Annotated in this window: 24 protein-coding genes, 4 tRNA genes, 2 pseudogenes, 1 riboswitch and 1 other annotated feature (1 of these 32 only partly in view); of the genes and pseudogenes, 7 read left to right on the top strand and 23 right to left on the bottom strand. The window is 42.0% G+C overall.

Annotation, left to right across the window (positions count from 1 at the left end; genetic code table 11):
• Nucleotides 1–123 (bottom strand) — a binding site (T-box leader) (it extends 107 nt beyond the left edge of the window).
• Between the two features lie 34 nt (nt 124–157).
• From PAN07_RS15130 to PAN07_RS15105, 6 genes are all read right to left on the bottom strand, one after another.
• Nucleotides 158–1387 (bottom strand): DegT/DnrJ/EryC1/StrS aminotransferase family protein, encoded by a 1230-nt coding sequence (locus PAN07_RS15130; protein ID WP_020903539.1) that lies wholly within the window; start codon nt 1385–1387, stop codon nt 158–160.
• 42 nt (nt 1388–1429) lie between these two features.
• Nucleotides 1430–2122, bottom strand: a complete 693-nt coding sequence (locus tag PAN07_RS15125) for a sugar transferase (RefSeq protein ID WP_269798235.1) — start codon at nt 2120–2122, stop codon at nt 1430–1432.
• 183 nt (nt 2123–2305) lie between these two features.
• Nucleotides 2306–4048 (bottom strand): ABC transporter ATP-binding protein, encoded by a 1743-nt coding sequence (locus tag PAN07_RS15120; RefSeq protein ID WP_269798234.1) that lies wholly within the window; start codon nt 4046–4048, stop codon nt 2306–2308.
• A complete protein-coding gene (locus PAN07_RS15115) occupies nt 4038–5783 on the bottom strand; it encodes an ABC transporter transmembrane domain-containing protein (RefSeq protein WP_261266230.1) in 1746 nt (581 codons plus the stop codon). The genes PAN07_RS15120 and PAN07_RS15115 overlap by 11 nt, the downstream gene beginning before the upstream one ends.
• A 54-nt stretch (nt 5784–5837) precedes the next feature.
• Nucleotides 5838–6473, bottom strand: coding sequence for a DUF421 domain-containing protein (locus tag PAN07_RS15110; protein WP_000174447.1), 636 nt, complete (start codon nt 6471–6473; stop codon nt 5838–5840).
• Entirely contained in the window at nt 6470–6925 is a 456-nt protein-coding gene (locus PAN07_RS15105; RefSeq protein WP_020900359.1) for a DUF3290 family protein, read from the bottom strand. Before PAN07_RS15105 ends, PAN07_RS15110 begins: the two co-directional genes overlap by 4 nt.
• A 133-nt stretch (nt 6926–7058) precedes the next feature.
• On the opposite strand from PAN07_RS15105, the gene PAN07_RS15100 reads away from it, so the two are divergent.
• The 4 genes from PAN07_RS15100 to PAN07_RS15085 all read left to right on the top strand — a co-directional run bounded on the left by PAN07_RS15100 (nt 7059) and on the right by PAN07_RS15085 (nt 10807).
• Entirely contained in the window at nt 7059–7886 is an 828-nt protein-coding gene (locus tag PAN07_RS15100; protein ID WP_172922997.1) for an exodeoxyribonuclease III, read from the top strand.
• Nucleotides 7887–7897: 11 nt separating this feature from the next.
• Nucleotides 7898–8284, top strand: coding sequence for a VOC family protein (locus PAN07_RS15095; protein ID WP_261266231.1), 387 nt, complete (start codon nt 7898–7900; stop codon nt 8282–8284).
• Nucleotides 8285–8518: 234 nt separating this feature from the next.
• Nucleotides 8519–8614: riboswitch (purine riboswitch) on the top strand.
• 349 nt (nt 8615–8963) lie between these two features.
• A complete protein-coding gene (locus tag PAN07_RS15090; protein ID WP_261099512.1) occupies nt 8964–9545 on the top strand; it encodes a xanthine phosphoribosyltransferase in 582 nt (193 codons plus the stop codon).
• On the top strand, nt 9545–10807 hold the full coding sequence (locus PAN07_RS15085) for a nucleobase:cation symporter-2 family protein (RefSeq protein ID WP_203176729.1): 1263 nt from the start codon (nt 9545–9547) through the stop codon (nt 10805–10807). The genes PAN07_RS15090 and PAN07_RS15085 overlap by 1 nt, the downstream gene beginning before the upstream one ends.
• Before the next feature lie 32 nt (nt 10808–10839).
• Here the strand turns inward: PAN07_RS15085 and PAN07_RS15080 are convergent, their stop codons facing one another.
• The 3 genes from PAN07_RS15080 to PAN07_RS15070 form a co-directional block, all read right to left on the bottom strand.
• Complete coding sequence (locus PAN07_RS15080; protein ID WP_000651223.1) at nt 10840–11244, bottom strand: PaaI family thioesterase; 405 nt, start codon at nt 11242–11244, stop codon at nt 10840–10842.
• 69 nt (nt 11245–11313) lie between these two features.
• On the bottom strand, nt 11314–12795 hold the full coding sequence (locus tag PAN07_RS15075; RefSeq protein ID WP_269798233.1) for a UDP-glucose--hexose-1-phosphate uridylyltransferase: 1482 nt from the start codon (nt 12793–12795) through the stop codon (nt 11314–11316).
• 18 nt (nt 12796–12813) lie between these two features.
• Nucleotides 12814–13992 (bottom strand): galactokinase, encoded by a 1179-nt coding sequence (locus PAN07_RS15070; protein ID WP_261805153.1) that lies wholly within the window; start codon nt 13990–13992, stop codon nt 12814–12816.
• A 163-nt stretch (nt 13993–14155) separates the two neighbouring features.
• On the opposite strand from PAN07_RS15070, the gene galR reads away from it, so the two are divergent.
• Nucleotides 14156–15157: a DNA-binding transcriptional regulator GalR gene (gene galR / locus PAN07_RS15065; RefSeq protein ID WP_261052675.1), complete on the top strand. Its 1002-nt coding sequence runs from the start codon at nt 14156–14158 to the stop codon at nt 15155–15157.
• Nucleotides 15158–15224: 67 nt separating this feature from the next.
• On the opposite strand, the gene PAN07_RS15060 is transcribed toward galR, so the two are convergent.
• The 3 genes from PAN07_RS15060 to PAN07_RS15050 all read right to left on the bottom strand — a co-directional run bounded on the left by PAN07_RS15060 (nt 15225) and on the right by PAN07_RS15050 (nt 17751).
• A complete protein-coding gene (locus PAN07_RS15060) occupies nt 15225–16262 on the bottom strand; it encodes an alcohol dehydrogenase catalytic domain-containing protein (RefSeq protein ID WP_269798232.1) in 1038 nt (345 codons plus the stop codon).
• Nucleotides 16263–16616, bottom strand: a complete 354-nt coding sequence (gene nmlR, locus PAN07_RS15055; RefSeq protein WP_001022633.1) for a stress response transcriptional regulator NmlR — start codon at nt 16614–16616, stop codon at nt 16263–16265. It abuts the gene before it with no gap.
• A 244-nt stretch (nt 16617–16860) separates the two neighbouring features.
• Nucleotides 16861–17751, bottom strand: a complete 891-nt coding sequence (locus PAN07_RS15050; protein ID WP_269798231.1) for a cation diffusion facilitator family transporter — start codon at nt 17749–17751, stop codon at nt 16861–16863.
• 132 nt (nt 17752–17883) lie between these two features.
• Here PAN07_RS15050 and PAN07_RS15045 point away from each other — a divergent pair, with 132 nt between their 5' ends.
• Complete coding sequence (locus PAN07_RS15045) at nt 17884–18420, top strand: TetR/AcrR family transcriptional regulator (RefSeq protein WP_045605773.1); 537 nt, start codon at nt 17884–17886, stop codon at nt 18418–18420.
• A 149-nt stretch (nt 18421–18569) separates the two neighbouring features.
• Here PAN07_RS15045 and pnuC read toward each other — a convergent pair whose 3' ends face one another.
• From pnuC to PAN07_RS15015, 6 genes and pseudogenes are all read right to left on the bottom strand, one after another.
• Complete coding sequence (gene pnuC / locus PAN07_RS15040) at nt 18570–19376, bottom strand: nicotinamide riboside transporter PnuC (protein WP_265465778.1); 807 nt, start codon at nt 19374–19376, stop codon at nt 18570–18572.
• A gap of 332 nt (nt 19377–19708) precedes the next feature.
• Nucleotides 19709–21229 carry an ABC transporter permease/substrate-binding protein gene (locus PAN07_RS15035; protein WP_261043822.1) on the bottom strand — a complete coding sequence of 507 codons (1521 nt, stop codon included), beginning with the start codon at nt 21227–21229 and terminating at the stop codon, nt 19709–19711.
• Nucleotides 21222–21950 carry an ABC transporter ATP-binding protein gene (locus PAN07_RS15030; protein WP_265465366.1) on the bottom strand — a complete coding sequence of 243 codons (729 nt, stop codon included), beginning with the start codon at nt 21948–21950 and terminating at the stop codon, nt 21222–21224. The genes PAN07_RS15035 and PAN07_RS15030 overlap by 8 nt, the downstream gene beginning before the upstream one ends.
• A 14-nt stretch (nt 21951–21964) precedes the next feature.
• Nucleotides 21965–22729: pseudogene (locus tag PAN07_RS15025) on the bottom strand (nuclear transport factor 2 family protein).
• A gap of 3 nt (nt 22730–22732) precedes the next feature.
• Nucleotides 22733–23176 carry a MarR family transcriptional regulator gene (locus PAN07_RS15020; protein WP_049510203.1) on the bottom strand — a complete coding sequence of 148 codons (444 nt, stop codon included), beginning with the start codon at nt 23174–23176 and terminating at the stop codon, nt 22733–22735.
• Nucleotides 23177–23320: 144 nt separating this feature from the next.
• Nucleotides 23321–24514, bottom strand: coding sequence for an O-antigen ligase (locus tag PAN07_RS15015; protein WP_265465368.1), 1194 nt, complete (start codon nt 24512–24514; stop codon nt 23321–23323).
• A gap of 281 nt (nt 24515–24795) precedes the next feature.
• On the opposite strand from PAN07_RS15015, the gene birA reads away from it, so the two are divergent.
• Nucleotides 24796–25731 (top strand): bifunctional biotin--[acetyl-CoA-carboxylase] ligase/biotin operon repressor BirA, encoded by a 936-nt coding sequence (gene birA / locus PAN07_RS15010; RefSeq protein WP_049510207.1) that lies wholly within the window; start codon nt 24796–24798, stop codon nt 25729–25731.
• 83 nt (nt 25732–25814) lie between these two features.
• Here the strand turns inward: birA and PAN07_RS15005 are convergent.
• From PAN07_RS15005 to PAN07_RS14985, 5 genes and pseudogenes are all read right to left on the bottom strand, one after another.
• A pseudogene (locus tag PAN07_RS15005) lies at nt 25815–26024 on the bottom strand (ISL3 family transposase); the annotation flags it as partial.
• A gap of 241 nt (nt 26025–26265) precedes the next feature.
• Nucleotides 26266–26353 (bottom strand) — tRNA-Ser (locus tag PAN07_RS15000).
• Between the two features lie 6 nt (nt 26354–26359).
• Nucleotides 26360–26433: transfer RNA gene (locus tag PAN07_RS14995), tRNA-Ile, on the bottom strand.
• A 33-nt stretch (nt 26434–26466) separates the two neighbouring features.
• Nucleotides 26467–26537, bottom strand: a tRNA-Gly gene (locus PAN07_RS14990).
• Nucleotides 26538–26556: 19 nt separating this feature from the next.
• Nucleotides 26557–26629, bottom strand: a tRNA-Phe gene (locus tag PAN07_RS14985).
• Nucleotides 26630–26682: the final 53 nt, after the last annotated feature.

The following is a 26682-nucleotide window of genomic DNA, read 5'->3' as shown; positions in this document are numbered from 1 at the left end:
TTTCATTGTTTCAAATTCATTTTTAAAATCAGCCCACTTTCACTACTTCCAACCACCTGTTCACAATGACCACAGGCTCCCTGAAGATCAAAAATAGTTACTTTTCTGATTTGTTGAACTTATTTTAATACTTTGTTTTTTCTTTGTCAAGACTTTTTTACAATTTTTTTGATGAAGCTAGTACTTTTTCAGAAACTGTTTTGAAAGTCTCAATGATATAGTCCACTTCTTCATCGCTTAATTTAGTGTGAAGAGGGAGCGTAATTTCATTTTCAAAGAAGGCATAAGCCTTAGGATAGTTCGCCATATCAAAACCAAGATTCTTATAGGCTGTCAAGAGCGGAAGCGGTTTGTAGTGGACATTGCTTGCAATTCCTGCTTTAGCTAATTCTTGGATAATAAGATTGCGTTCTTCTAAACTCGCTCCTTCTACATGGGTGATGTAGAGGTGGCGTGAAGATTCGACAGTTTCAGTCTTGTGTGCCAATGGATGGATACGAGAACCTGCAAAACCACGATCATAGCGGTTCACGATCTCCTTACGACGTTCTAGCAAACTTGGGTAGCGGTCCAATTGTACCAAACCAAGGGAAGCCATAATATCGGTCATATTACACTTGTAGGCTGGTGTGACGATATCGTATTCCCATGAACCCAGTTGCATCTTGGCAAGAGCATCCTTAGTTTGCCCGTGAAGGGAAAGAATTTGGAATTCCTTGTACATCTCTTCGTCGTCAATCGCTGGATTGGCTTTCCAAGTGGCACTTCCACCTTCTGCAGTTGTAAAGTTCTTAACGGCGTGGAATGAGAAGGAAGTAAAGTCAGCGATAGAACCAGCTGGTTGCCCTTTATAAGTAGATCCCAAAGCATGGGCACTATCAGAAACAATCACGATACGGTTAAAGGCTTTTTGCCACTTGCTTGAAGCGGTAAAGAGATCACGTTTCTTCTCCACAACTTGGAACAAACGGTCGTAGTCGCAAACAATCCCTGCAAGCTCTACTGGGATGATCACCTTGGTCTTTTCAGTGATAGCTTGCTCCAGCAGGTCATAGTCCATCTCAAACGTATCTGCTTGGATATCCACCATGACAGGAGTTGCTCCCACGTGAGTGATGACACTACATGAAGCTGTATAGGTCATGGCTGGAACGATGACTTCATCACCAGGTCCCACTTCCAAGACGCGTAAAATCAACTCAAGAGCGGCAGTCGCAGAGTTAAGACAGACAGTCTTGGGCGTCTGTGTGTATTGGGACAAACGGCGCTCCAATTCTTTTGTCTTAGGACCTGTTGTGATCCAACCAGAACGCAGGGTATCCGCTACTTCAGCAATTTCTGCTTCCGTAATATCGGGTGGTGAAAATGGAATATTGTAATTTGGCATTGATTTGCTCCTTTTATCTGTACTCATTTTCTCATGACTACTTTATTTTAGCACTTCAAACACGGTTTGAAACATGATTTTGATGTCTCCAAGGAAACTAAACTCTTGAAGATAGGCGAGGTTATAGCGCATCTTTTCAGGAAGGACATGTTCGACATAGGCTTGGTCAACTGATAAACCTTTCTCCGTCATTTGACTGATGATAGTGTCCTCATCCTTGTAGTTGATGCTGGCTGGAGAGGTAATCCCTGCTGGTAAGAGCAAGGTCGCCATCATTTCAGGGCTATACTGCTCTGTGTAACGAGGCACTTCAGGACGCGTCCCTACAAATGACATCTCACCTTTAAGGACATTGACCAGCTGAGGCAGTTCGTCCAAACGCACACGGCGGATGAAATTTCCAACCTTGGTAATGCGGCTATCGTTAGCAGAAGTCACCAGACTCCCTTTTTTATCCGCATCCGTTACCATGGTACGGAACTTCCAAATCTTGAACCGACGGTTATACTGGGTCACTCGTTCTTGCTTGTAAATCACTGGCCCCTTGCTATCCAACTTGATCCAAATGCTCAAAATGAGAAAGATGGGAGAGGTCAAAACCAGTACAACCAAGGCCAAAAACCAGTCCAAACAACGCTTGAAAATCAGCGAACCCTTCCTTTTAGAGACAAGCTGGTAGTAAGACTCAACCTCGCTTGATTTCATTTCCACGGGCAAGTCTTCCCATTTCAGCATGCTGTTTCTCCTTTGTTTTTATTATGCTATTTGTCAACATTTTTCATTATACCACAAAATGGAAAAGGCGGTGAAAGAAATCTGTATTTTGAAGTATTTCCTTCTTACACTCAATGAAAATCAATGTACAGCATTGAGATTGCAGATAAAGCTGACATGGCTTGAATAGATTTTCAAAGAGTATTAAGACATGGCACCCGCCTGCAAACTATACATCTTGTGATAGGTTCCTCCCAGAGCCAAGAGTTGCTCATGGGTTCCACTCTCGATAATGCGCCCCTTGTCCAAAACATAGATGCAGTTGGCGTCTTGGATGGTAGAAAGGCGATGAGCGATGGCAATGGTTGTCCGTCCCTGTCTCATCTTCGCCAGAGAAGCTTGAACCAAACTTTCTGTTTCAGAGTCAATATTGGCTGTCGCTTCATCCAAAATCAGGATTTTAGGCTGACTGGCGACTGTTCTAGCAAAGGCAAGAAGCTGACGCTGACCAGTAGAGAAGCTCGAACCACGCTCGGAAACAGGGGAATCATAACCCTGCGGAAGCTCCTGAATAAAGGAATCTGCATCCACGAAGGCTGCAGCAGCCTGAACCTGCTCATTACTAATGTCTTGGTACATGGCGATATTGGACTTAATGGTTCCATGATAGAGGAAGGGGTCCTGCAAGACCAGCCCGATATTTTTTCTCAGTTCTTCCTGACTGTAGTTCCTGATATCCACATCATCCAAGAGAACTCGCCCTGATTGAAATTCATAAAAGCGCATGAGGACATTGATAATAGACGATTTCCCCGAACCTGTATGGCCTACAAATGCAATGGTTTCACCCTTATTAACCGAAAAGGAAATATCATCCAGAATCGGATGCTTCCCATCATATGAGAAACACACATGTTCAAAACGGATATTGCCTTCTTTGACCTCAGTCTGACCATTTTCTTGAAGAGGCTCATAGGTCCTCTCGTCAATCAAGGCAAATACACGGCCTGCAGAAACCATAGACGTTTGCAGGGTTGAAAAGTTTTGCGTCACCTCAATCAAGGGGTCAAAAAGGCGGTTGATGTACTGGATAAAGGCATACATGGTTCCTGCCGTTATTCCCAGATAAAGCCCACGGTAACCAAAATAGGCCATCAAGACAGCGTATCCTAGGAGTTTCAACAAACTCATGGCAGGGCGCAAAAAGAGGGCATCCAAGGCTACAGAACGGTTGGCATAGACCAAGTGTTCTTGGTTAATCTCATCAAATTCTGACTGTAGGCGCTTCTCTTGATTAAAGGCCTGAATAATCCTGATGCCCTCGATGTTTTCAGCCAGCTTGCTATTGATATCTGACAAGAGACTTCTAGTTTTCTCAATGATTTTCACTGATTTTTTCCGATAGAGATTGACCAAAAGGAAAATCAAGGGGAGAAAGAGCAATACTAATGCTGTCAAACGAAAATCCAATACCAACATGGTATAAAGAGTTGTCAGAAAGATGAAAACTGCTGAGATAAAGCTAGATAAAATTCCTGAAAACATATCGCTGATGGTCTCGGTGTCATTTGTCAAACGAGAGACGATGGAGCCTGCTGGCGTCTTATCAAAATAAGACATGCCCAGCTTCTCCATATTAGCAAAGGCATCGCTACGAATATCCCTAACAATACTGTAAGACACGCGCGCAAAGAGAAGATTGCCGAGATACTGGACCAGAGTTTGTAGGATATAAAGGCCATAGTAGACCAGCAAAACGGTCACAGCGAGTTGGTTGAGATTGCTGAGATACTGGTCAATAAAGTGGGAAGCCACAAGGGGAATGACACTTTTGATGACCGTAGTCGCTAGTAGAAAACTAAGTGCCAAAAAAGTCAGGAGTCCATAAGGCTTGAGATAAGTCATCAAGCGCTTCAATACAGTCCATTGTTCTTGTTTATTCTGCATCTTCTTCTCCTTTCATTTCCAGCTGCTGAGACTGGTAGGTTTGAGCATACCAGCCATCCAAAGCTAGCAAGTCTTCGTGCCTGCCTCGTTCGATGATTTGGCCATTTTGCAGGACTAAAATCAAATCTGCATGGACAACTGCACTGAGGCGATGAGCCGTGATAATGGTTGTCTTGTCCTGACGCGTTTCCTTAAGATTGTCGATAATGGCATATTCTGTCTTGGCATCCACGGCTGACAAAGAATCATCCAAAATCAAGATATCAGGGTCTAAAATCATCGCCCGACTCATGGCCAGACGCTGCTTTTGACCTCCAGAGAGACTGACTCCTTTTTCACCAATCAAGGTATCAAATCCCTGAGGCATGGCTACAATGTCTTGGTAAACTTGGGCTAGCTTAGTCGCTTCCTCGACCGCTGAAAGTGGTAAATCAGGATTCCCAAAGCGAATATTGTCTAAGATAGAGGTCGCAAAGAGAAACTGGTCCTGAGGGACGTAGCCCATAAGACTGCGAAGGTCTGTCAGACGATAGTCACGAATATCGTAACCATTTAGATAAATGGCTCCCTTATCCACATCGTATTCACGCAAGAGGAGTTTGATCAAGGACGTTTTACCAGAACCTGTCTGCCCAACCAAGCCCAGAGTTTGCCCTTTTTCCAAACTAAAGTGAACATTTGTCAGTGTTTCCTCATTTTCAAAGGCAAAGCTATCAATGGCATACTGCAAGCGCCCATTTTCAATACTGTCTAGAGGAAACTCAGGGTCTTGTACAGGTGATTCCTGAGACAAAAGATTCTCAATCCGCTGGTAGGAAACCTTCCCTCGCTGAGTAATATTAAAGAGAAAGCCGATGGCCATGAGAGGCCAAACCAGCATATCCAAGTAGCTGATAAAGGTGACCAGATTACCAACCGTGATTTGCCCTTTCTGAACCATCAAGGAGCCTACCAAGAGGGTTAAGACATAGGATGAACCAACAAACAAGAGAACCATGGGGTCAAAGAGACTATCGTATTTCATGGTTTGCAGGTTCTTTTGGAAGGTCAATTCATTGACTGCCTGAAAGGACTTGAGCTCATCCGACTGATAACCGAAAGACTTGGTCACTTTGATACCTGATACCGACTCCTGTACCTTGTTATTGAGTTCGGAAAAGGCAGCTTGGGATTCACCAAAGGCCTTGTGGGTCTTTCTCCCTAGACGACTGGTCGCATAAGCCATGAAAGGTAAGGATAAAATGGCAACCAAGGTCATTTGCCACGAAATGCTAAAGAGCATGGTCATCAAGGTCACTAAAGCTGTGATTGAGGCATCAACCGCTGACATAACCCCACCCCCTGCCAGACGCGTTAGGGCATTGATATCATTGGTTGCGTGTGCCATCAGGTCCCCCGTCCGGTAGGTTTGATAAAAAGCTGGAGACATTTTTGTGAAATGTTCAAATAAGCGAGAGCGCATAATCTGTCCCAAACGGTAGGAAGTCCCGAGGATATACATACGCCAAACATAGCGCAGATAGTACATACCAAAGGCTGCAAGAAGCAAGTAAAATAGGTCAAGAAGAAGGTCCTGCTGGGTTAATTGCTCCGATGTGATGGCATCAATGACCCGCCCCATAACCATAGGGGGAATGAGATTAAGGACGGAAACCAAGACCAGGGCCACGATTCCGACTAGATAACGGCGTTTTTCTAACTTGAAAAACCACCAAAGTTTTTGAATAATGGACATAAAATCCCTTTCTGATTGCAAATAGAAACCTGAGGCCAAGACCCCAGGTTTTTCTTATTCATAGGTTACGACTGTAACGGCACCCTTGTCATACTCAGCGATAAAGATATTAGCTACATTGTCATGTCCTTGCTTGTTGAGGTTATCAAGCAGCCACTCTTCGCTACGACCAATCGACTCCAAAACATCTACTTGGATCACACCGTCAGTCACAACTGGATACTTAGGATTTTCATCTCCCATTTGGACCACGATGAGTTGGCCATTTTGCTCCTGCACAGCTCGTTTAACTTGCTTCATCTGGAAAATTCCTTGGCTACGAAGTTTGAGAGCAACATCTGCCGCAGACAAACCAACTGAACGACAGGCTTCTGGGTCAATCTGCCCATTTTTGATGAGCAGAGTCGGTTTACCATCAATCAAGCGTTTCACAAAACGAACATTGTTATTGAGCCACTTGAGGGTCAAGACCAAAATCGTCCACATCATCAAAATCACTGCATACTGGAGAATACTAATTGAACTATTATAAATCACCCCACCGATGATACCACCGAGAACATAGTTCTGAATTTGGTCTGTCGCAGAGTTAGGTGCTAGGTTCCCCTTTCCTGTCACATTGATAACAAAAACAAGCGAGAAGAGCCCCAAGGCCAGTTTGATTAAAATTTCCATATAATTGAGTGTCATTTGTTTACCTCCACCAATTCAATAGCATCTGTTTGATGCAATTCTAATTTCTCTAAAAGATACTTGTCTGGTTGGCTCCCGTTCATGGCACGATAGACATTTGAACCTACCTTGACAAGCGCTCCATCAGTGGCTGCAGAAGTATTGACATAGACTTCTGATTTATCCACTCCCAAGTCTTTGGAAACAACCTCTATGAAATGAAGGGAGGTTTGAAATTGATTGTTAGAGGCTTGATTGGTCTGGTATTTTGAAATTGTCACTAAAAGCATGGCCACTAAGGTCAAGGCCAAAATCATGACCAATTCCCGAAACTTAGTCCCCTTTTTATCTCGATAGGCCTTAAAGGCAAAAAATCCTGTGATAGCTAGGAGAACAATTCCAAAGCCAATCATGATTCCATTTTGTTGACTGATTTGGCTAAGCACATAGTCATATGAGTAAAATTTCATTTATTTTCACTCCCTTTCATAAAATCATTCTTAATTATAAACGAAAGAGAGTGATTTTTCAAGCCATACGTTGGGGAAATAGACCTTTTTTTGGTATAATAAAATCTATAATCTGAATGAAAAAGGTAACTTTATGAAACTTATCTCATGGAATATTGATTCCCTCAATGCAGCCCTAACTAGTGACTCAGCTCGTGCCAAATTGTCCCAAGAAGTCCTACAAACCTTGGTCGCTGAAAATGCTGATATTATTGCTATCCAAGAAACCAAGCTTTCTGCCAAAGGGCCTACAAAGAAACACTTGGAAATTTTAGAAGAACTCTTCCCAGGCTACGAAAACACGTGGCGTTCTTCCCAAGAGCCTGCTCGTAAAGGCTATGCTGGAACCATGTTCCTTTATAAGAAAGAACTTACACCTACTGTCACTTTCCCAGAAATCGGTGCCCCTTCTACCATGGACTTGGAAGGTCGCATCATAACCTTAGAATTTGATAAATTTTTCGTTACCCAAGTTTACACACCAAACGCTGGCGACGGTCTCAAACGCTTGGAAGAACGTCAAGTCTGGGATGTCAAATATGCTGAGTACTTGGCTCAACTAGACAAAGAAAAACCAGTCCTTGCGACCGGTGACTACAACGTGGCCCACAATGAGATCGACCTTGCAAATCCTGCCAGCAACCGCCGTTCACCTGGATTTACTGACGAAGAACGTGCTGGATTTACCAACCTCTTAGCAACTGGATTTACTGATACCTTCCGCCACATTCACGGCGATGTTCCAGAACGCTACACTTGGTGGGCACAACGCAGCAAGACTTCTAAAATCAACAATACAGGCTGGAGAATCGACTACTGGCTCACAAGTAACCGTCTCGCAGACAAGGTCACTAAATCTGATATGATTGACTCAGGTGCTCGCCAAGACCATACACCCATTGTCATGGAAATTGAACTTTAAGGAGGAATCCGATGGACTATCAAGCTGTCATTCCTGAATTTGTGGTATCTGACCTCGAACAGTCGCGCCACTTCTACTGCGACTTGTTGGGATTCTCTGTCGAATACGAGCGTCCAGAGGAGAAATTTCTCTTCCTCTCGCTTGAAGACTGCCAACTTATGCTAGAAGAAGGCAGCGCAGAAGAATTAGCTCAGCTGACCTATCCTTTCGGGCGCGGTGTCAATATTTCCTTTGGCATTGCAGATGTTCCTCAGCTCCACCAAAAACTGCTGGAAGCTGACTATCCTATCCATCGTCCCCTGACAAAAAGAGAATTTCGAGTAGGAGATAGCTTTATATATCCCCATGAATTTGCGATTTTGGATCCAGATGGTTATTTTTTAAGATTTAGCGAGTAGAATAATAAAGATTGGGAAAAAGTCTTTAAAGTTAGAAAAAGGCATATTGTCAGGTGTTTAAAAACCTAATAATATGCCCTTTTATGATGGAAAAACACTTCTAAATGTTAGTCTATAATTGATAATTCGTCCACTTTTCTTCATTTTGTTCGTTTTTTATTTCAAAACACTGACAAAACATTTGATTTCTAAAGTTATTTAGTGTAAAATAAAAACATTGGCACAAGCCTATTTAGAATTGAATATCGTTTTACTTGTTTATGTCGTGAATTGGCACGACGTTTCTACAAGGTGCCGGAACACCTAACAATAAGTAAGTCAGCTTGAAGGTATGGTCTTTTTTGTCATGCCTATTTTGGGACTTGCTTAGAGATTAAGTAGGTCCTTTTTGAATATTTTTAATATTTCCCTTAATTAGTGCGGACGGGAGGTGAAATTATCCTGTGAATAATTTCAGGAATTCAGGGAATTTCATCCCTAATTTTTGAGCCAAAAGTCTCAAAAATCCCGTCATAGACAATAACAAGATTATTGTCTATGCTACCACTACGGCGGGAAATATTTGATAAAACTCGCTTCGCTCGTATTAGTTTTATCAAATACATAGTACTAGCAAACTGGTTCACTATAGAAACAGTTAACCAACAAGTAAACCGGCTTTTAGACTTTAGGAGGTCTTATGAAATTATTAGAAGAGCGCATCCTCAAGGATGGGCATATCTTGGGTGATAACATCCTCAAGGTGGATTCCTTTTTAACCCACCAAGTTGACTTTAGCTTGATGCGAGAGATTGGTATGGTTTTTGCGGAAAAATTCGCTGCTGCTGGCATTACCAAGGTTGTGACCATTGAAGCGTCAGGCATTGCCCCAGCTATTTTTACAGCTGAAGCCTTAAACGTTCCCATGATTTTCGCTAAAAAAGCTAAAAACATCACTATGAACGAAGGAATCTTAACTGCCGAAGTTTACTCCTTTACCAAGCAGGTTACCAGCACCGTTTCTATCGCTGGAAAATTCCTCTCACCAGAGGACAAGGTCTTGATTATCGACGATTTCCTTGCTAATGGCCAAGCTGCCAAAGGCTTGATTCAAATCATCGAACAAGCTGGTGCCACAGTCGAAGCTATCGGTATTGTGATTGAAAAATCCTTCCAAGATGGTCGTGATTTGCTTGAAAAAGCAGGCTACCCTGTTCTATCACTCGCTCGTTTGGATCGTTTTGAAAATGGTCAAGTCGTATTTAAGGAGGCAGATCTCTAATGCAAACTCAAGAAAAACATTCACAAGCAGCCGTTCTTGGCTTGCAGCACTTACTAGCCATGTACTCAGGATCTATCCTGGTTCCCATCATGATTGCGACAGCCCTTGGCTATTCAGCTGAGCAGTTGACTTACCTGATTTCCACAGATATCTTCATGTGTGGAGTGGCAACCTTCCTCCAACTCCAACTCAACAAATATTTTGGTATTGGACTCCCAGTCGTTCTAGGAGTTGCCTTCCAATCCGTCGCTCCCTTGATTATGATTGGACAAAGCCGTGGTAGTGGTGCTATGTTTGGTGCCCTTATCGCATCAGGGATTTACGTTGTTCTTGTGTCAGGCATCTTCTCAAAAGTAGCCAATCTCTTCCCATCTATCGTAACAGGATCTGTTATTACCACGATTGGTTTAACCTTGATTCCTGTCGCTATTGGAAATATGGGAAATAACGTTCCAGAGCCAACTGGTCAAAGTCTCTTGCTTGCAGCTATCACTGTTTTGATTATCCTTTTGATTAACATCTTTACTAAAGGATTTATCAAGTCTATCTCTATTTTGATTGGTCTGGTTGTTGGAACTGCCATTGCTGCTAGCATGGGCTTGGTTGATTTTTCTCCTGTTGCGGCAGCACCACTTGTCCATGTCCCAACTCCCCTCTACTTTGGAATGCCAACCTTTGAAATTTCATCGATTGTCATGATGTGTATCATCGCAACAGTGTCTATGGTTGAGTCGACTGGTGTTTATCTAGCCTTGTCTGATATCACAAAAGATCCAATCGACAGCACCCGCCTGCGCAACGGTTACCGCGCAGAAGGTTTGGCCGTACTTCTCGGAGGAATCTTTAACACCTTCCCGTACACAGGATTTTCACAAAACGTTGGTTTGGTTAAATTATCAGGTATCAAGACTCGCCTGCCAATCTACTACGCAGCTGGTTTCCTGGTTCTCCTTGGACTCCTTCCTAAGTTTGGCGCCCTTGCCCAAATCATTCCGAGTTCTGTCCTCGGTGGTGCCATGCTGGTGATGTTTGGTTTTGTATCTATTCAAGGGATGCAAATCCTCGCCCGTGTTGACTTTGCTAACAATGAACATAACTTCCTTATCGCAGCTGTATCCATCGCTGCAGGTGTCGGACTCAACAACAGTAATCTCTTCGTTAGTATGCCGACAGCCTTCCAAATGTTCTTCTCAAACGGAATCGTCGTAGCCAGCCTACTCGCTATTGTCCTCAATGCAGTACTGAATCATAAAAAGAAATAAGAAAAAGAGGTACCAGCCTCTTTTTTGTTTATCTATATCCTTACCTGTCTATCTTCTGACCTTTGGCCTGTAACAAACATGGTAAAGGTTGCTTTACAGACATTTCTGCCTTCTTGATTGGTGATATCGACATCCACGACGCAAGTTGTGCGTCCTTGGTGGACACATTCTCCTTTAATGGTCAGCACATCGTCGAGTTTTCCTGCTTTGAGGTAGTTGATAGAAGACTGGAGCGTCACTCCATCAAGCCCCAGAGATATGACCACCAAACCACTGATCTGGTCGCAAAGGGTAAAGAGATAGCCACCATGGGCATTGCCATAGTAGTTGAGAGACGAGTCCACTACTTTGGTCGTCACCACAACGTGACCATCTCTCATTTGTTCAATTTCGTAATTTTCAAAGGCAGATATAGCGTCAAAATGAAAGTCTTTCATCGTTTCCTCCTGATATTTCAAACGACACTATGATACTACTTTTTATAGGACTGTGCAAGGAGAAAGCTCCTAGTCTGGCAAAATTCCGACCTGCTCCACAAAGCGCATAAAGGCTGCCTGTCCTTGTTCTGTCTGCTTGTAGACTCCTGCGTCCTCAAGCACACGCGCAAAGATAGCACCAACAGAGTCCTTGACGATTTCAAGGGCTTTTTCTTTATCTGTTAGGGCTGGATATTGGGCTCTAAGTTGGTCTGCCCATTCCTGATGATAATCGGAAACTGTAACAGCTTCTCCCACGAGATAGCTAGCGACTTGCTCCACTTCTTCTTTCAGACGTGGTGGCAAGATTGCCAAGCCCATGACCTCAATCAAGCCGATATTTTCCTTCTTGATATGTTGGACATCCTTGTGAGGATGATAGATGCCATCAGGATGTTCTGCAGAAATCTGATTGTCCCTCAAGACCAAGTCCAACTCAAATTGTCCATTACGTTTACGAGCAATTGGTGTGATGGTGTGATGCAGTGTCTCGTCTGTCTCTGCCAAAATCTGCACTGCAGAATCTGAATACTGACGCCATTCCTGCAAAATCTTGTCAGCTAAGTTGATCAAATCTTCTTTGGAATCCGAAGTCAAACGCAATACTGACATTGGCCATTTGACAATGCCAGCCTTGACCTGCTCAAAACCAGCAAATAGGAAGGTCTTTTGCAGAGGAGCCAATTCCATAGGAAATACGTGACGGCCTCCCTGATAGTGATCATGAGTCAGAATAGAGCCTCCCACGATTGGCAGGTCGGCATTAGAGCCTGCAAAATATCCTGGAAACTGCTCTACGATAGCAAGCAGACGTTCAAAGCTCTGACGACTAATGGCCATGGGACGATGCTGGCCATCTAAGAAAATACAATGCTCATTAAAGTAAGCATAGGGCGAATACTGGAAGCCCCACTCCTGACCAGCCATTTCAAAACGGATAATACGGTGGTTGCTGCGAGCTGGGTGGTTAACTCGACCATGGTAGCCCTCATTCTCTAGACAAAGCTGACACTGGGGATAATTGCTAGCTTGCACCAACTTGGCTGCCGCAATCTCTTTGGGATCCTTTTCAGGCTTAGAGAGGTTGATGGTAATTTCAAGTTCACCGTAATCAGACAGAACACGATAAGCGATATTTTTAGCAATGGCCTTGAGTTTAATGTAGTCATTCTTCTGACTGAGTTGGTAGAAATCCGCTATCGCTTGCTCAGGAGACTGGGCGTAGGTTGCCCAAAAGTCACGATTGACCTGACTTGGACAAGGGGTCACCAAGTCCATCAGTTCAGCACCGAGGATTTCACGCTCAGTCTGACTATCCTCAATCGTTTCTAATCGAACAGCTTCCTCAACCAGCTGGTCCTTGAGGTCAATCACTTTATCCAGATTGGTCTCAACTTCCAAAACACCGTCTCCCACTCGTGCCAAGACACGATTGGTCAGGTAGATTCGATCCATTTCCTCAAATGAACTTTCAGAAATGACATGTGTTACAAATTTATCTACTAAGGTCACTATAGAGCCTCCTTTTGACTAGTCAAGGACGCGAGTGCCACCTGCAACTTCAGCGATATAGAAGCTTGGAGCGTATCCAACTACTTCCTCGTAGTGTTTGCCAACAGCTTCCTTAAAGGCATCAACAGCATCTTTTTGAACCAAGGCAATGGCACATCCACCAAAACCTGCCCCTGTCATACGAGCACCGAGAACACCTTCTTGTGTCCAAGCTGTGTGAACAAGAGTATCCAATTCCAAACCAGTTACTTCATAGTCATGCTCCAGAGAAACGTGTGACGCATTCATCAAACGACCAAATGTTTCCAAATCTCCTGCTTGAAGGGCTACTTGAGCTTTGAGGGTACGTTGGTTTTCAAGCACAGCATGGCGAGCACGTTTCAAACGATTTTCATCTTTAATCAGATAGCTGTATTGGTCAAAGGCCCACTCATCCAATTCACCCAAGGTCTGAATATCTAAAGCAACTTGCAATTCTTCCACTGCTTTTTCACACTCAGCACGACGTTCATTGTATTTAGAATCCGCCAATTCACGGCGTTTGTTAGTGTTCATGATAACAACGACATTGTCCTTCAAATCAAGTGGTACCAAATCATACTCTAAGTTGTTGGTATCAAGGTAAATAGCACGTTGATCAGCCCCCATACCAATAGCAAATTGGTCCATGATACCAGAGTTGACTCCGATAAAGTTATTTTCTGTTTGTTTTCCAATTTTAACCAAATCGAGACGCTCTAATTTTAAATCAAAGAGATGCTCTGCCACGACTCCTGTCAAGAGTTCAAGGGATGCTGAAGAAGACAAGCCAGCACCATTTGGGATATTCCCATAAACATAAAAATCAAAACCTTTGTCAATCACGTGTCCAGCTTCTTGCAAGAAATGAAGGACACCTTTTGGATAGTTGGTCCAGTTGTGCTCTTTTTCAAACTTGAGGTCGGCGAGAGGCACTTCGATAATACCCTTGTCCTCAAAGTTAGCTGAGTAGAAACGTAAAACTTGGTCGTCACGCTTACGAGCTGCACCGTAAGTTCCCAAGGAAATAGCAGCAGGAAAAACGTGCCCACCGTTGTAGTCTGTGTGTTCACCAATCAAATTGATACGACCTGGTGAAAAGAAAGTTTGGTCTGCTTCTTGACCAAAAACAGCAAGAAAGTCTTTGCGAAGAGTTTCAGCAGTAAGATGTTGTGTCATATGATTTCTCCTTTTACTGTCCGTTAAGTCACCTTAACGTGTAATCGTTTTCTTCTATTGTATCCAAGGGATTTTCCAAGGTCAATCCTTTTTACTAAAATTTTACTAAACTATCGGTAAAAAGCAGAAAAATATGATATACTAATCTAATCAAGGAGGATTTATGGCTACCTTAAAAGACATTGCACAGCTAGCCTCTGTCTCTATCGCGACCGTATCCCGTGTCCTCAATCGCGACCAGAGTCTATCTGTTACAGAAGAAACCAGACACCGTATTTTAACTGTTGCTGAAGAGCTGGGCTACACCAAGCACCTCAAGACAGGCGAGTCCCACAAGCCCAAGCAAAAGATTGCCATTATCCAATGGGTCAGCGAACAAGGGGAGCTAGACGATCTCTACTACTACCAGATTCGCCTAGGCATAGAAAAAAGAGCCCAAGAACTGGACTATGATATTTTACGCTATTTTAATGACCATCCTTTTACACTGAGCGAGGAAGTCATCGGGATTCTCTGCATCGGAAAGTTTAGTCGAGCTCAGATCTCTGCCTTTGAAGAATACCAAAAGCCTCTTGTCTTTCTAGACAGTGATACCCTCTCACTGGGACACACCTGCATTATCACGGACTTTTACACTGCCATGAAACAGGTTGTCGATTATTTCCTCAGTCAAGGGATGGACCGTATTGGGATTCTAACAGGGCTTGAGGAAACAACCGACCAAGAAGAAATCATTGAGGATAAGCGGCTGGAAAATTTCAGAAACTACAGTCAAGCGAAGGGAATTTATCATGATGAACTGGTCTTTCAAGGAAGCTTTACCGCCCAGTCTGGCTATGACTTGATGAAGGAAGCCATTCAGAACTTGGGAGATCAACTCCCGCCAGCCTTTTTCGCAGCCAGCGATAGTTTAGCTATCGGTTCCCTCCGTGCGCTCCAAGAAGCTGGAATCAACCTGCCAGACCGCGTCAGTCTTATTTCCTTTAACGATACTAGCCTGACCAAGCAAGTCTATCCTCCCCTCTCTAGCATCACCGTCTATACCGAAGAAATGGGCCGAGCAGGTATGGATATTCTTAATAAGGAAGTACTCCACGGTCGGAAAATCCCTAGCCTAACCATGCTGGGAACCAGACTGACATTGAGAGAGAGTACTCTGCCATAACTCCACAAATTAAAAATGACAAAAAATCCTAATAGAGAGTCTCAAATCTCCATTAGGATTTTCTTTTTTAGGCCATCACAATCATAGACTTAATGGTCTTACGTTCATCCATATCTTTATAAGCTTGATCAATATCTTCTAATTTATAGCTTGAAGTAAAGACACGGCCTGGATTGATATCACCATCAAGGACGGCTTTTAGTAAAAATTGCTTATCATATGTTGTCGCAGAAGCTGCCCCACCTGCTACAGAGATATTTTGCATAAATGTCGAACCAAGAGCACGATTATTATAGTGTGGGACTCCTACAAATCCCATACGCCCTCCATTATGAAGGACACCTAGCGCCTGTTCTACAGCAGCCTCCGTACCAACACATTCAAGTGCTGCGTCCGCTCCGCCACTGAGAATTTCACGCACCTTGGCAATACCTTCTTGACCTCGCTCAGCTACAAAAGCTGTCGCACCCGACTCCAGAGCCATCTTTTGACGATCTTCATGACGACTCATGAGGATAATTTGCGACGCACCACGCATCTTCGCCGCGATGACAGCACATTGACCTACAGCACCATCACCAATGACCACAACCTTATCCCCTTTTTGAACATTAGCAACACGCGCCGCATGATAGCCTGTCGGCATAACATCTGCAAGAGTCAAGAGGGACTTTAGCATACCTTCTGTGTAGTCAGAAGGTTGTCCAGGGATTTTAACCAGCGCCCAGTTTGCATAGTGAAAACGAATATATTCCGCCTGAAAATCGCCTCCCAAGTTATTACCAATATGATTATCGCAAGAACCGTCAAAGCCAGCAAGACAGGCGTCACACTGACCACAACCATGTGTAAACGGAGCAATGACAAAGTCACCTGCTTTTACTGTAGTAACGTTCTCACCAACTTCTTCGATAATTCCAATCGCCTCATGACCGCTATTTCTATGTCCTTCTTCGATTTTGGGATTCCGGTAACTCCAAAGATCCGAACCACAAACGCAAGTACGGACAATACGGATAATAGCATCATCTGCTTCTATAATTTGCGGACGTTCAATTGTAGCAAGACCAACTTGACCTGCCTTTGTATATACTGCTGATTTCATTTAAATTTTTCCTTCCTTGTAAAGTTTAATTTTGTGATTTAATCGATTCAAAGCCACCTGCAACTGAGACAAGCGCTCCTCTAATTTTTTCTTTTCCTCTTCTAAAATACCAAGCCTTTCCTCTCGCGTTTCATCCCCCTTTTGGTAGAGCGACATATAGTCAACTAAACTATCTACAGAGACACCTGCCGAACGAAAACACTTAATAAATTCCAGCGCCTCAATATCCTGGTCTTGAAAATTACGAATCCCAGTTGCAGTACGAGTAATCGGTGGTACAAGACCAACTCGTTCATAATACCGAATCGTATCCGCCGAAATTCCCAACAAGTCACTGGCAGATTTAATATTCATACACTAACCTCCTCTCATTTTATTCACTGAGTTTAAGCTATTCTAACTCACTTATCTTATTATATAACTTTGAGTTGACTCCAAGTCAAGCATTTTGCACCTAATCGAAAAATTTTTTATAATTATCAATCATGTAATGGAGTTTATACAATGCTCTTCTCTTACCAATCTTTTAAATTATTTAAATAATAAAGAATTACTCTATTCCAAATAAGATAGTACCCAATTATTTGTCGCTTTTTTTCTAATGACGATGCCCATGATTCGGCTCCAAGTCACACACCTTTCGCTTATGTACTTGGTGAGTTTCTAGGTCAGCATCCACCTCAATGGTAATATTTTGGAAACCACAATCTTTGAGGAAAATTCGAATAGATTCTTTACAAGCTTCCATATTTCCCATTTCTTTTATACAAACATGGACAATGGCATTTTTTTCCAAACCATCCATAGTCCAGAGATTAAGCTGATTAAGACTGGCCACATTGTCCAAGTGCTCCAGACCACTCTTCACTTGCTTGATATCAAGACCTTCTGGCACAGCATCCAAGAAAATCTTGAGAGTAGACCAAAAACGTGGAAGAGCTTTTGAAAGAATAAAGAAAGAAATGACAAGGGACAAAAGTGGATCTAGGATATACCAGTCCGTAAATCGAAGAACAATGGCCATTAGGATGACAGCCAGCCACCCTAGGGTATCTTCCAGAAAATGCAGACTCAGAATAGACTCATTCTTTGTCTTTCCCTTACCAACCACTAGACTCGCTAACACATTAATACTTACTGCAATAATTCCTAACCAGAGAATCCCCTCATCATTGACTGGTTGCGGATTTAAAATCTTCGTGACATTTTCCAAAATGACTAGAAGAGATCCTGTCATGAGTATTATCGCTGTTACCAAGGCTCCTAGCAGACTAAAACGCTTATAGCCTAAGGTGTACCGATTGTCTTCTTCACGATTAGAGATGGTCTCTAGAAAGGCTGATACTCCAATTGCAATCGCATCTCCCAAGTCATGCACCGAGTCAGCAAGAACAGCGTTCGAACCAAATACTCCACCTGCAATAAACTCGACAATAGCATAAATCAAATTTAAGAAAAAAGCCACCCAAACAGCATATTTTGCCTTCATATTTCTCATTCCTTTGTTATAATAGATTTATGAACACCTTGTTCATTATCATTATCCACTAAAACTCAAAGAAAGGATAGAAGCAAAACGTCAGCTTTATTCAGTTCTGAACAATTTGCCTCAAGTGTCCATATGACTAACATTGACCGCCGTATCAGCAAAACCAAAAAAGCTATCTATCAAGCTTTTATACAACTTTTGAATGCTAAGGGCTACGAGGCCACTACTGTTCAGGATATCATTGATCTCGCAGATGTGGGACGATCCACCTTTTACTGTCACTATGAGAGTAAGGAGCTTCTTCTGGACCAGCTCTGCCGCTACCTCTTCCATCATCTTTTTGAAAGAGAAAAATCCATTTCAACTAAGGTTTATCTCGCCCATCTCTTTCTTCATTTTCAGAAAAACCAAGACCATATCACCAGTCTGCTATTCTCCAAAAATGACTACTTCCTTCGCCAACTTCATAAAGAACTGGAGCACCACGTCTATCCCATGCTGGCTGCTGATTTGAAACAAACTCACCCAAGTCTACCTACTTCTTACCTCCAACATTTTGTCGTAACTAACTTTATCGAAACATTGACCTGGTGGCTCAAAAAAGGGCAAGATTTCACAGAACAGGAAGTTGTCCAATTTTATCTATACCTTCTCATTCCTAAAAATTGAATACAGAGTAGAACTCAGTTGCCTTATACCTAGGCTACTGAGTTTTTTATCTTTTCAATAAAAGAGGATCCGCCGATCCTCTTTCCATCATATAAAATCCTTTAGTATCAACTCTATCTATTTTATCCCAAAACTTAAAACATCTTTTCCTAGTTAGGTAAATCAGTATTCTGCTTAGCAGCCTTACTCCACTGATACCAACCAACTAGACTGTTGATGAAATAAATTAGATATTTCCCTTGAATTTGCAGGCTTTCTCCCCACCAAAGATAGATTGAAAAGACATTGGTGGCCGCCCAGAATATCCACTGTTCACGGTAAACAGCTGTCATGAGGATTTGCCCAACCCCATTGGTCGCATCAGTGATAGAATCCCGATAGGGACGATTAGCACCAATAGACTGATAAATGAAGCCAAAGGCCAACCACCAAAGAACACTAATGGAAAGATACTTTGTCCAGCCCTTGCCGTCCAGTTTACGTGCAACAAACTCCTGCTTTTCCTTCTTAAACTGTGCTTGGTAAATCCAAACTAGAGGACCAATTGGCTGCATGACCGTGAAGTAAAGGGTCGTCAATACCTCACCATAAAAGCCTTTCTGTAAGGCCAAGATAAGGTAGATAACAGAGTTAATCAAGCCAAAAAGATAGTTACTTGCTCGACCTTCCGACACAAAGATAACACAGATAATCCCTGTCAGGCTACAAATCATCCCAATCCAATCAACAATACGGTGTTCATAAATCAATTCCAGCCAGAGAGGAAAACTTCCTAAAACCAGTAAATAAAGCCACTGGGCAAAACTACGATGGGCAAAAAGGTCATCCCAGATAGCCTTCATAGTTCCTGAAAATCCTAAATCAGTCATTGCCGCAACCATACGACGGTAACCATCTGACATTTCACCTAGGGTTGTTTTGATATTTTCAATTTTCTTTTGCAAATAAGTATGCATCATTTCTCCTTTTGTTTTTAAAGAGCCGTGTCTGGATAGACTTTCGGACGCAACGCTCTATTAGATAATGAACTGTCTATACACATGATTTCTAGCCTTAGTCGACATGAGCTGAAAATCCTTATTTGTTAAATAGTTCACAACACATTATACACCTATTTTGTGAATAGTCAAGTGTCTTTACAGTTAAATATGCAAATTCCTGAAAATTTTCTCTTATTTTCCATTTAAAAAATGAAAATCATTAATTCTGACACCAAAAAAGCCCAGACGACATTGTCTGAGCATTCTTCTATATAGACATTTAACCAAGTTGAATTTAGCTTTTCAAACTATTTCTTCAACAAACCTTGTTCTTGTAGAAACTCCTTGGCTACTTGTTCTGCTGACTTGCCTTCAACACCGACTTGGTAGTTGAGCTGGCTCATCTGGCTTTCAGTAATTTTACCAGCCAATTTATTGAGAACTTTCTCCAACTCAGGATGTTTCTTGAGAAGAGCTTCTTTCATGAGTGGCGCTCCTTGATAAGGTGGGAAGAGTTGCTTGTCATCTTCCAAGACCTGCAAATCATAACGCGCCAACTCTGCATCTGTTGAATAGGCATCTGTGATTTGAATATCGCCTGACTGAATCGCCTGATAGCGAAGAGCTGGCTCCATGGTTGCTACATTGAGATTGAGACCATACATTGATTGCAAACCCTTATTTCCATCTTCACGGTCATTAAATTCGAGTGTAAAGCCTGCCTTCAACTGTCCTTCCACTTTTTTCAAGTCCGAAATGGTCTTCAAGCCATATTCTTGAGCAATTTTCTTCGGAACAGCTACAGCGTAGGTATTTTGATAAGACATGGGTTTGAGATAGGCTAGATGATCCTGTTTGGCAATACCATCACGCGCCACATCATAAACCTGCTCTGGCTCATGACTCACTTTTGGTGATGGCTGAAGCAAACTTTCAGTCACCGTACCCGTAAATTCAGGATAGATGTCAATATCGCCTTTTTTCAGAGCTTCATAGAGGAAGCTTGTTTTCCCAAAATTCGGTTTAACAGTTGCAGTCATACTGGTATTTTCCTCAATCAGCAACTTATACATATTGGCCAAAATTTCTGGTTCTGGACCCAATTTCCCAGCAATCACCAAATTTTCTTTCTCTTTTTGAGCCAAGAGGGCTGGACTATAAGACAGACCGAGTAATATTGTCACCAAGGCAAAACCTGAAAAAATCGTCCGCAATTTTGCTTTTTCCATCACTTTTAGCAGGAAGTTAAAGGCAATGGCAAGCACTGCAGAAGAAAGGGCCCCAATCAAAATCAGACTGGCATTATTACGGTCAATTCCCAAAAGGATAAAGGAACCTAGTCCCCCTGCACCAATCAAGGCCGCCAAGGTGGCCGTACCGATAATCAAAACGGCCGCCGTGCGAATCCCAGACATAATGACAGGCATGGCAAGTGGAATTTCAAACTTCTTGAGGCGCTCCCACCTAGTCATCCCAAAGGCAATCCCAGCCTCTTGCAGACTTGGATCAATTCCCTTCAACCCAGTGATGGTATTTTGTAAGATCGGGAAAATCGCATAAATCACTAGCGCTGTTAAAGCCGGCAAGGTTCCAATTCCCATCAAGGGGATAAAGAGCCCCAACAAGGCCAGAGACGGGATAGTCTGGAAAATCCCTGCAATCTGCAAGACCCAGTCGGCCAACTTCTCATGATAGCGGAGATAAACAGCCAAGGGAATCGCGATAAAAATAGCCAACAACAAGGTCAAAAGTGACAACTGCAAATGTTGAGATAGAGCTGTCAACCAATCACTAAAACGATCCTGAAAAGTTGCAATTAAATTAGTCATGAACACTACCTCCAAACAAGTTTGCTACAAAGTCTGTTGCAGGAGCTTTTAAAATCGTCTCGGGATTCGCCACCTGACGAATCTCTCCATCCTGCAAGACAGCAATACGGTCCGCCAATTTCAAAGCTTCATCCGTATCATGGGTCACAAAAATCGTTGTCATCCCAAACTCTTTATGCAATTCTTTCGTCAGAACCTGTAGCTGTTTTCTCGAAATAGCATCCAAGGCCGAAAAGGGCTCATCCATGAGGAGAATCTTAGGCTGGCCAATCATGGCACGGACAATGCCGACCCGTTGCTGTTCTCCACCAGATAATTCACTCGGAAGTCGATGTCCATACTCATCTACTGGTAAACCAACCTTAGCCAAAAGCTCTTCTGTTTTCTTCGCTATTTCTTCCTTAGTCCAGCCTTTCATCTCAGGAATCAGGGCAATATTTTCTGCAACCGTTAGATTGGGAAACAGAGCAATGGCCTGTAAAACATAACCAGTAGAAAGGCGAAGTTCACGCTCATCATAGTCTTTGATGCGCTTGCCATCCATATAAATATTTCCATCAGTGGGTTCCAAAAGACGGTTAATCATCTTAATCATGGTCGTCTTACCAGACCCAGAAGGTCCAACTAAAACCATAAACTCCCCATTCTCAATCCGTAAATTGACATCTCTCAAAACATCTTTTTCTGTATAGCGTAGCGCTACATTTTTGTATTCAATCATTCTTTGTCCTCAATTTAAAACTTACCTCGGTTGGTCAAGTCTTCTACCTTAGGCATAACTTCCTTATTATCCCAATGCTCCACAATTTTACCGTTTTCTAGTCGGAAGATATCATACTGGGCATAAGCCAGCCCATCAATCTGAGTCTGACCATAGCTGATCACATAGTTTCCTTGTCCTAAGAGTTGGAAAACAAAGTCAAAAGTGACGCCATATTCAGCCACATAGTTTTTATAAGCAGCACTTCCTTGTCCAATCTCATGATTATGCTGAATCAAATCGTCTGCCACATAATCACTCCACTGCTCCAGTTCCCCATTTTGGAAAATTTCTGTCAAGAAACGACGAACAGTTTTTTTATTTTCTGCTGTCTTGTCCAAATCCTTGATCTTAAAATCGCCAAAAATCTGGTCTAATTGTCCATTTTCAGGCGTTCGATAGTAGTCAATAACGTCCCAATGCTCCACGATACGTCCATTCTCATCTGCACGGAAAGTATCCGTCGTCACCCATTGAGCTTCCCCACCATTCAGATATTGATGAACATGAACAAAGACCAGATTGCCATCCTCAATAGTGCGGACAATCTTCATCTGACGCTCTGGATGGCGCTCGAAGAAATTTGCAAAGAAGGCCGCAAACCCTTCTTTCCCGTCAAGTACACCTGTCGAGTGTTAGATATAAGTATCCCCTACAGACTGGGCTTGAGCCTCAACAACTCGTCCGTTTTGAATGGCATGAATGTATAGGTTATGAGCATTTTTCACTTGTTGTGACATGATTTAAACCTCATTTTCCTCCTCTTTCAGATTAGCCAAAATTCTTTCTTGAAAGGCTTCAAACTGACGAATTTCTTCTTCTGAAAATCCTTTGTAAAAGATCGTATCCAATTTCTGACTGACACGATGCCCCACTTCTTTCTGAGACTGCCCCAACTCTGTTAAAACCAAATACTTCTTACGCTTATCTTCTCCACATGGACTAATAGTTACAAGATTTTGTTCCTCTAGCTTTTTAATCATAGTCGTCAGCGTATTATTAGCAAGTCCAGTCGCCAAAGCAATATCTGTCGCAGTTGCGCAGCCAGTTTCACTATTCCATAAAACCGCTAAAATCTTGCCCTGTTCACCCCTATAAAGAGCCTCAGAATCTTGGCTCAGTAACTTTTGAAAAATCCGCCCATTCAACAAACGAATATGATGGGCTAGCAAATGACTATCTTTCATGACACCTCCAATTTATTTCGATATCGAAATGAATAAAATAATTGTAACACTCATTATTCTAACTGTCAACTATTTCGATTTAGAAATAATTTTTCCCAGTAAAAAAATCTCCTACCCAAGGTAGAAGATTTCAATCTTATAAACTTAATCCGTCATGTCCGATACCAACGTTCGATGCTCCAATGGAACACTGCACATAACTAGCAAGAAAATGAAACCTGATTGAATCCAGAAGAGGGCCAGATCAAAGATTCCGTGCACAGCAACCACTGTAAGGAAAGATAGATAAAGACCGATAATCGGGCGTTTCCCCGACTCCTGACTCATATCCATCATCAAGCGAACAGGAGCCACAGAAGACAAAACTAGTAAAATAGTCCCTACAATTCCGTAACTCAGAATCGTATCAATATAAAGACTGTGAGCATGTTCATGATAAGGAGCATTTATCCGAGGATACGAGTGCATATAGGTCAATGGCCCCTCACCCCAGAAAGGATTTTGCTTAAATAAGGCCATCCCAGCATCCCAGATAGAAATGCGTTCTTCCATAGAAGAGTCTAAAGTCCCCATCCGAACTCCCAAATCACTAGAAAAGAGGAAGCTCAAGCCAATCGCAAAGACCCCAATACTAAGCCAAAAGGCCTTCCAATTTTTAATGGTCGTAAAGAGATAAATAATGGCTCCAGCGATAATAGCAGGAAAGGCAGTTCGATTTTGCGTAAAGTTCAAACCAAAGAGATTCACAAAGCCTGCAATCACACAGAATACTTTCAACCAATTCAACTTGGTCGTTGTAAACAGATAGAAGGCAATCATGATACAGAAACAACAAATAATTCCATAATAATTAGGATTAAAGAAGGTCACTTCTGCACGATTTTGATGCCACACCTGCATATTGGGTGAAAGAAAAGCATAGTTAAATTTCTTTACAATTTGGAAATGTTCTAAACTCGCAAAAGCAGCTGACAAGACGCTACCAAACAAGACGAGCTGCAAAATCAATCGAAAGAATTTATGTGATAAAATCGACTGATAGTGCAAAAAGAAAACAGTAAATAGAAAAATTCCTACTGAAGCCACAAGACCCATCCAATTTTGAGCAAAAGTGGATATAACAGTACTATAGCCAAGAAAAAGAAGTAGCATCGGATGCTCCCCCATTTTCTGAAGAATACTTTTCATATCTCCTGTAAAAATCAAACTGATAATATATAAACAGAATACAACTACAAAAAGATAAAAGGGTAAAAAGATACTCAGGATGATTCCCAATAAAATCAGTTCTTTACTAGACAACCCTTTCAGCTTTTCAATAAAGCCTATTGATTTCAAAATGAATCCTTTCTCTCCAAATCAGTTGATTCAGATAATAGTAAGCTACCCTTTATTGTACCACTTTTTTAGCAATTTGAAAACAAAGGAAACGTTTACTAGGTAAAAAAGGGAGCAAAAATACTGAGATTTCACAACTCAAGCTTAATGACTAGATTCACTCTAAAAAAACGTGCCGAAAATAGTAGGCATATGTTAAAATAGTAGTAATAAAATATAGATTAGAAGCAACTATCCAAACTAAAATCAAATCATATACTATTCTTAAAGAAAGGAAACCCATGAAATCCTACCAAGCTGTCTATCAGATTCTAACTAAAGAAACCGATTATATCAGCGGAGAAAAGATTGCAGAAGAACTATCACTGACTCGAACATCAATTTGGAAAGCCATCAAGCGTTTAGAACAAGAAGGCATTGAAATTGATAGTATCAAAAACAAAGGCTATAAACTGGTGAACGGAGACCTTATTCTTCCAGAACTTCTAGAACAAAATCTTCCAATTAAAATCAGTTTTAAACCCGAAACAAGATCAACACAACTCGATGCAAAAGAAGCAATTGATTTAGGAAATGAAGCAAACACCCTCTATCTAGCTTCCTATCAAACAGCTGGCCGAGGACGTTTTCAACGTTCTTTCTACTCCCCACAAGGTGGCATTTATATGACACTCCATCTTAAACCCAATCTGCCCTATGACCAATTACCATCCTACACACTACTTGTAGCAGGAGCTGTCTACAAAGCCATTAAGAACCTAACTTTAATTGATGTCGACATAAAATGGGTCAATGATATCTACCTAAACAATCATAAAATTGGAGGAATCCTTACTGAGGCAATGACCTCTGTAGAAACTGGCTTAGTCACAGATATCATTATTGGAGTAGGTATTAATTTCACTATTAAAGACTTTCCTCAGGAATTAAAAGAAAAAGCTGCTAGTTTATTTAAAACACCAGCACCTATTACCAGAAATGAATTAATCATAGAAATCTGGCGGACTTTCTTCGAAACACCAGCAGAAGAACTATTATACCTATACAAAAAACAGTCATTCGTTCTAGGAAAAGAAGTTACTTTCACACTAGATCAAAAAGACTACAAGGGACTTGCTAAAGATATCTCAGAAAATGGCAAACTTTTAGTTCAATGTGATAACGGAAAAGAAATCTGGCTCAATAGCGGAGAAATTTCACTCAAGAGTTGGAAGTAATAATAAACTAGCACAACCATAGAATCGACAATATATAAAGATTTTAGCTTTTCTGCAGCCCTATACAGTTGAAAAAGAGCCATTTTAAGGAGAATTCTAGTAGGAATACCAGTCGTTTCTAGGTAAGGGATCTTAGACGGTTTTTGAAAGTCATATTTCTTCATTTGACTTCCAGAACTAGGACAAGATGGGGCATTGTAATCCAGTTTCGCGATGATTTCCTTGTGAGTATCCCTATTGACGATATCTAAAATCTTGATATTTTGGTCTTTGATATCGAACAATTTTGTGATAAAATGTAACTATTCCATATGATTCTTTCTAATGATGGTTTGGTTGCTTTTCATTATGGATCATATGGAACTTTTTTCTACATAAAAATAGGCTCCATAATATTTATAGGGGGGTACCCACTACAAATATTATGGAGTCTTTTTATCGCTCTGAATACCAAAAAAGAAAGGACGAAATGTCTCCTTCCTAGAACTTAGCTTTTCTTCAACCCACTACAGTTGACAGAGAGTCGAAATTAAACGGAGAATAAGGGATTCGAACCCTTGCGCCGGTTACCCGACCTAACGATTTAGCAAACCGTCCTCTTCAGCCTCTTGAGTAATTCTCCTATTAATGGGCACGAGTGGACTCGAACCACCGACCTCACGCTTATCAGGCGTGCGCTCTAACCACCTGAGCTACGCGCCCAAGTAAAAAACTTGGTACTTGAACAAAGTTCAAAGCGGGTGACGAGAATCGAACTCGCGACAACAGCTTGGAAGGCTGTAGTTTTACCACTAAACTACACCCGCATAGATCTTATTAAAAAAATGGCGCGAGACGGAATCGAACCGCCGACACATGGAGCTTCAATCCATTGCTCTACCAACTGAGCTACCGAGCCTTATTGCGGGAGCAGGATTTGAACCTACGACCTTCGGGTTATGAGCCCGACGA

Source organism: Streptococcus sp. SM5 (genome assembly GCF_027497975.1).
The sequence above is the reverse complement of the archived record's forward strand: the minus strand, read 5'-3'. Positions and strand labels throughout refer to the sequence as shown.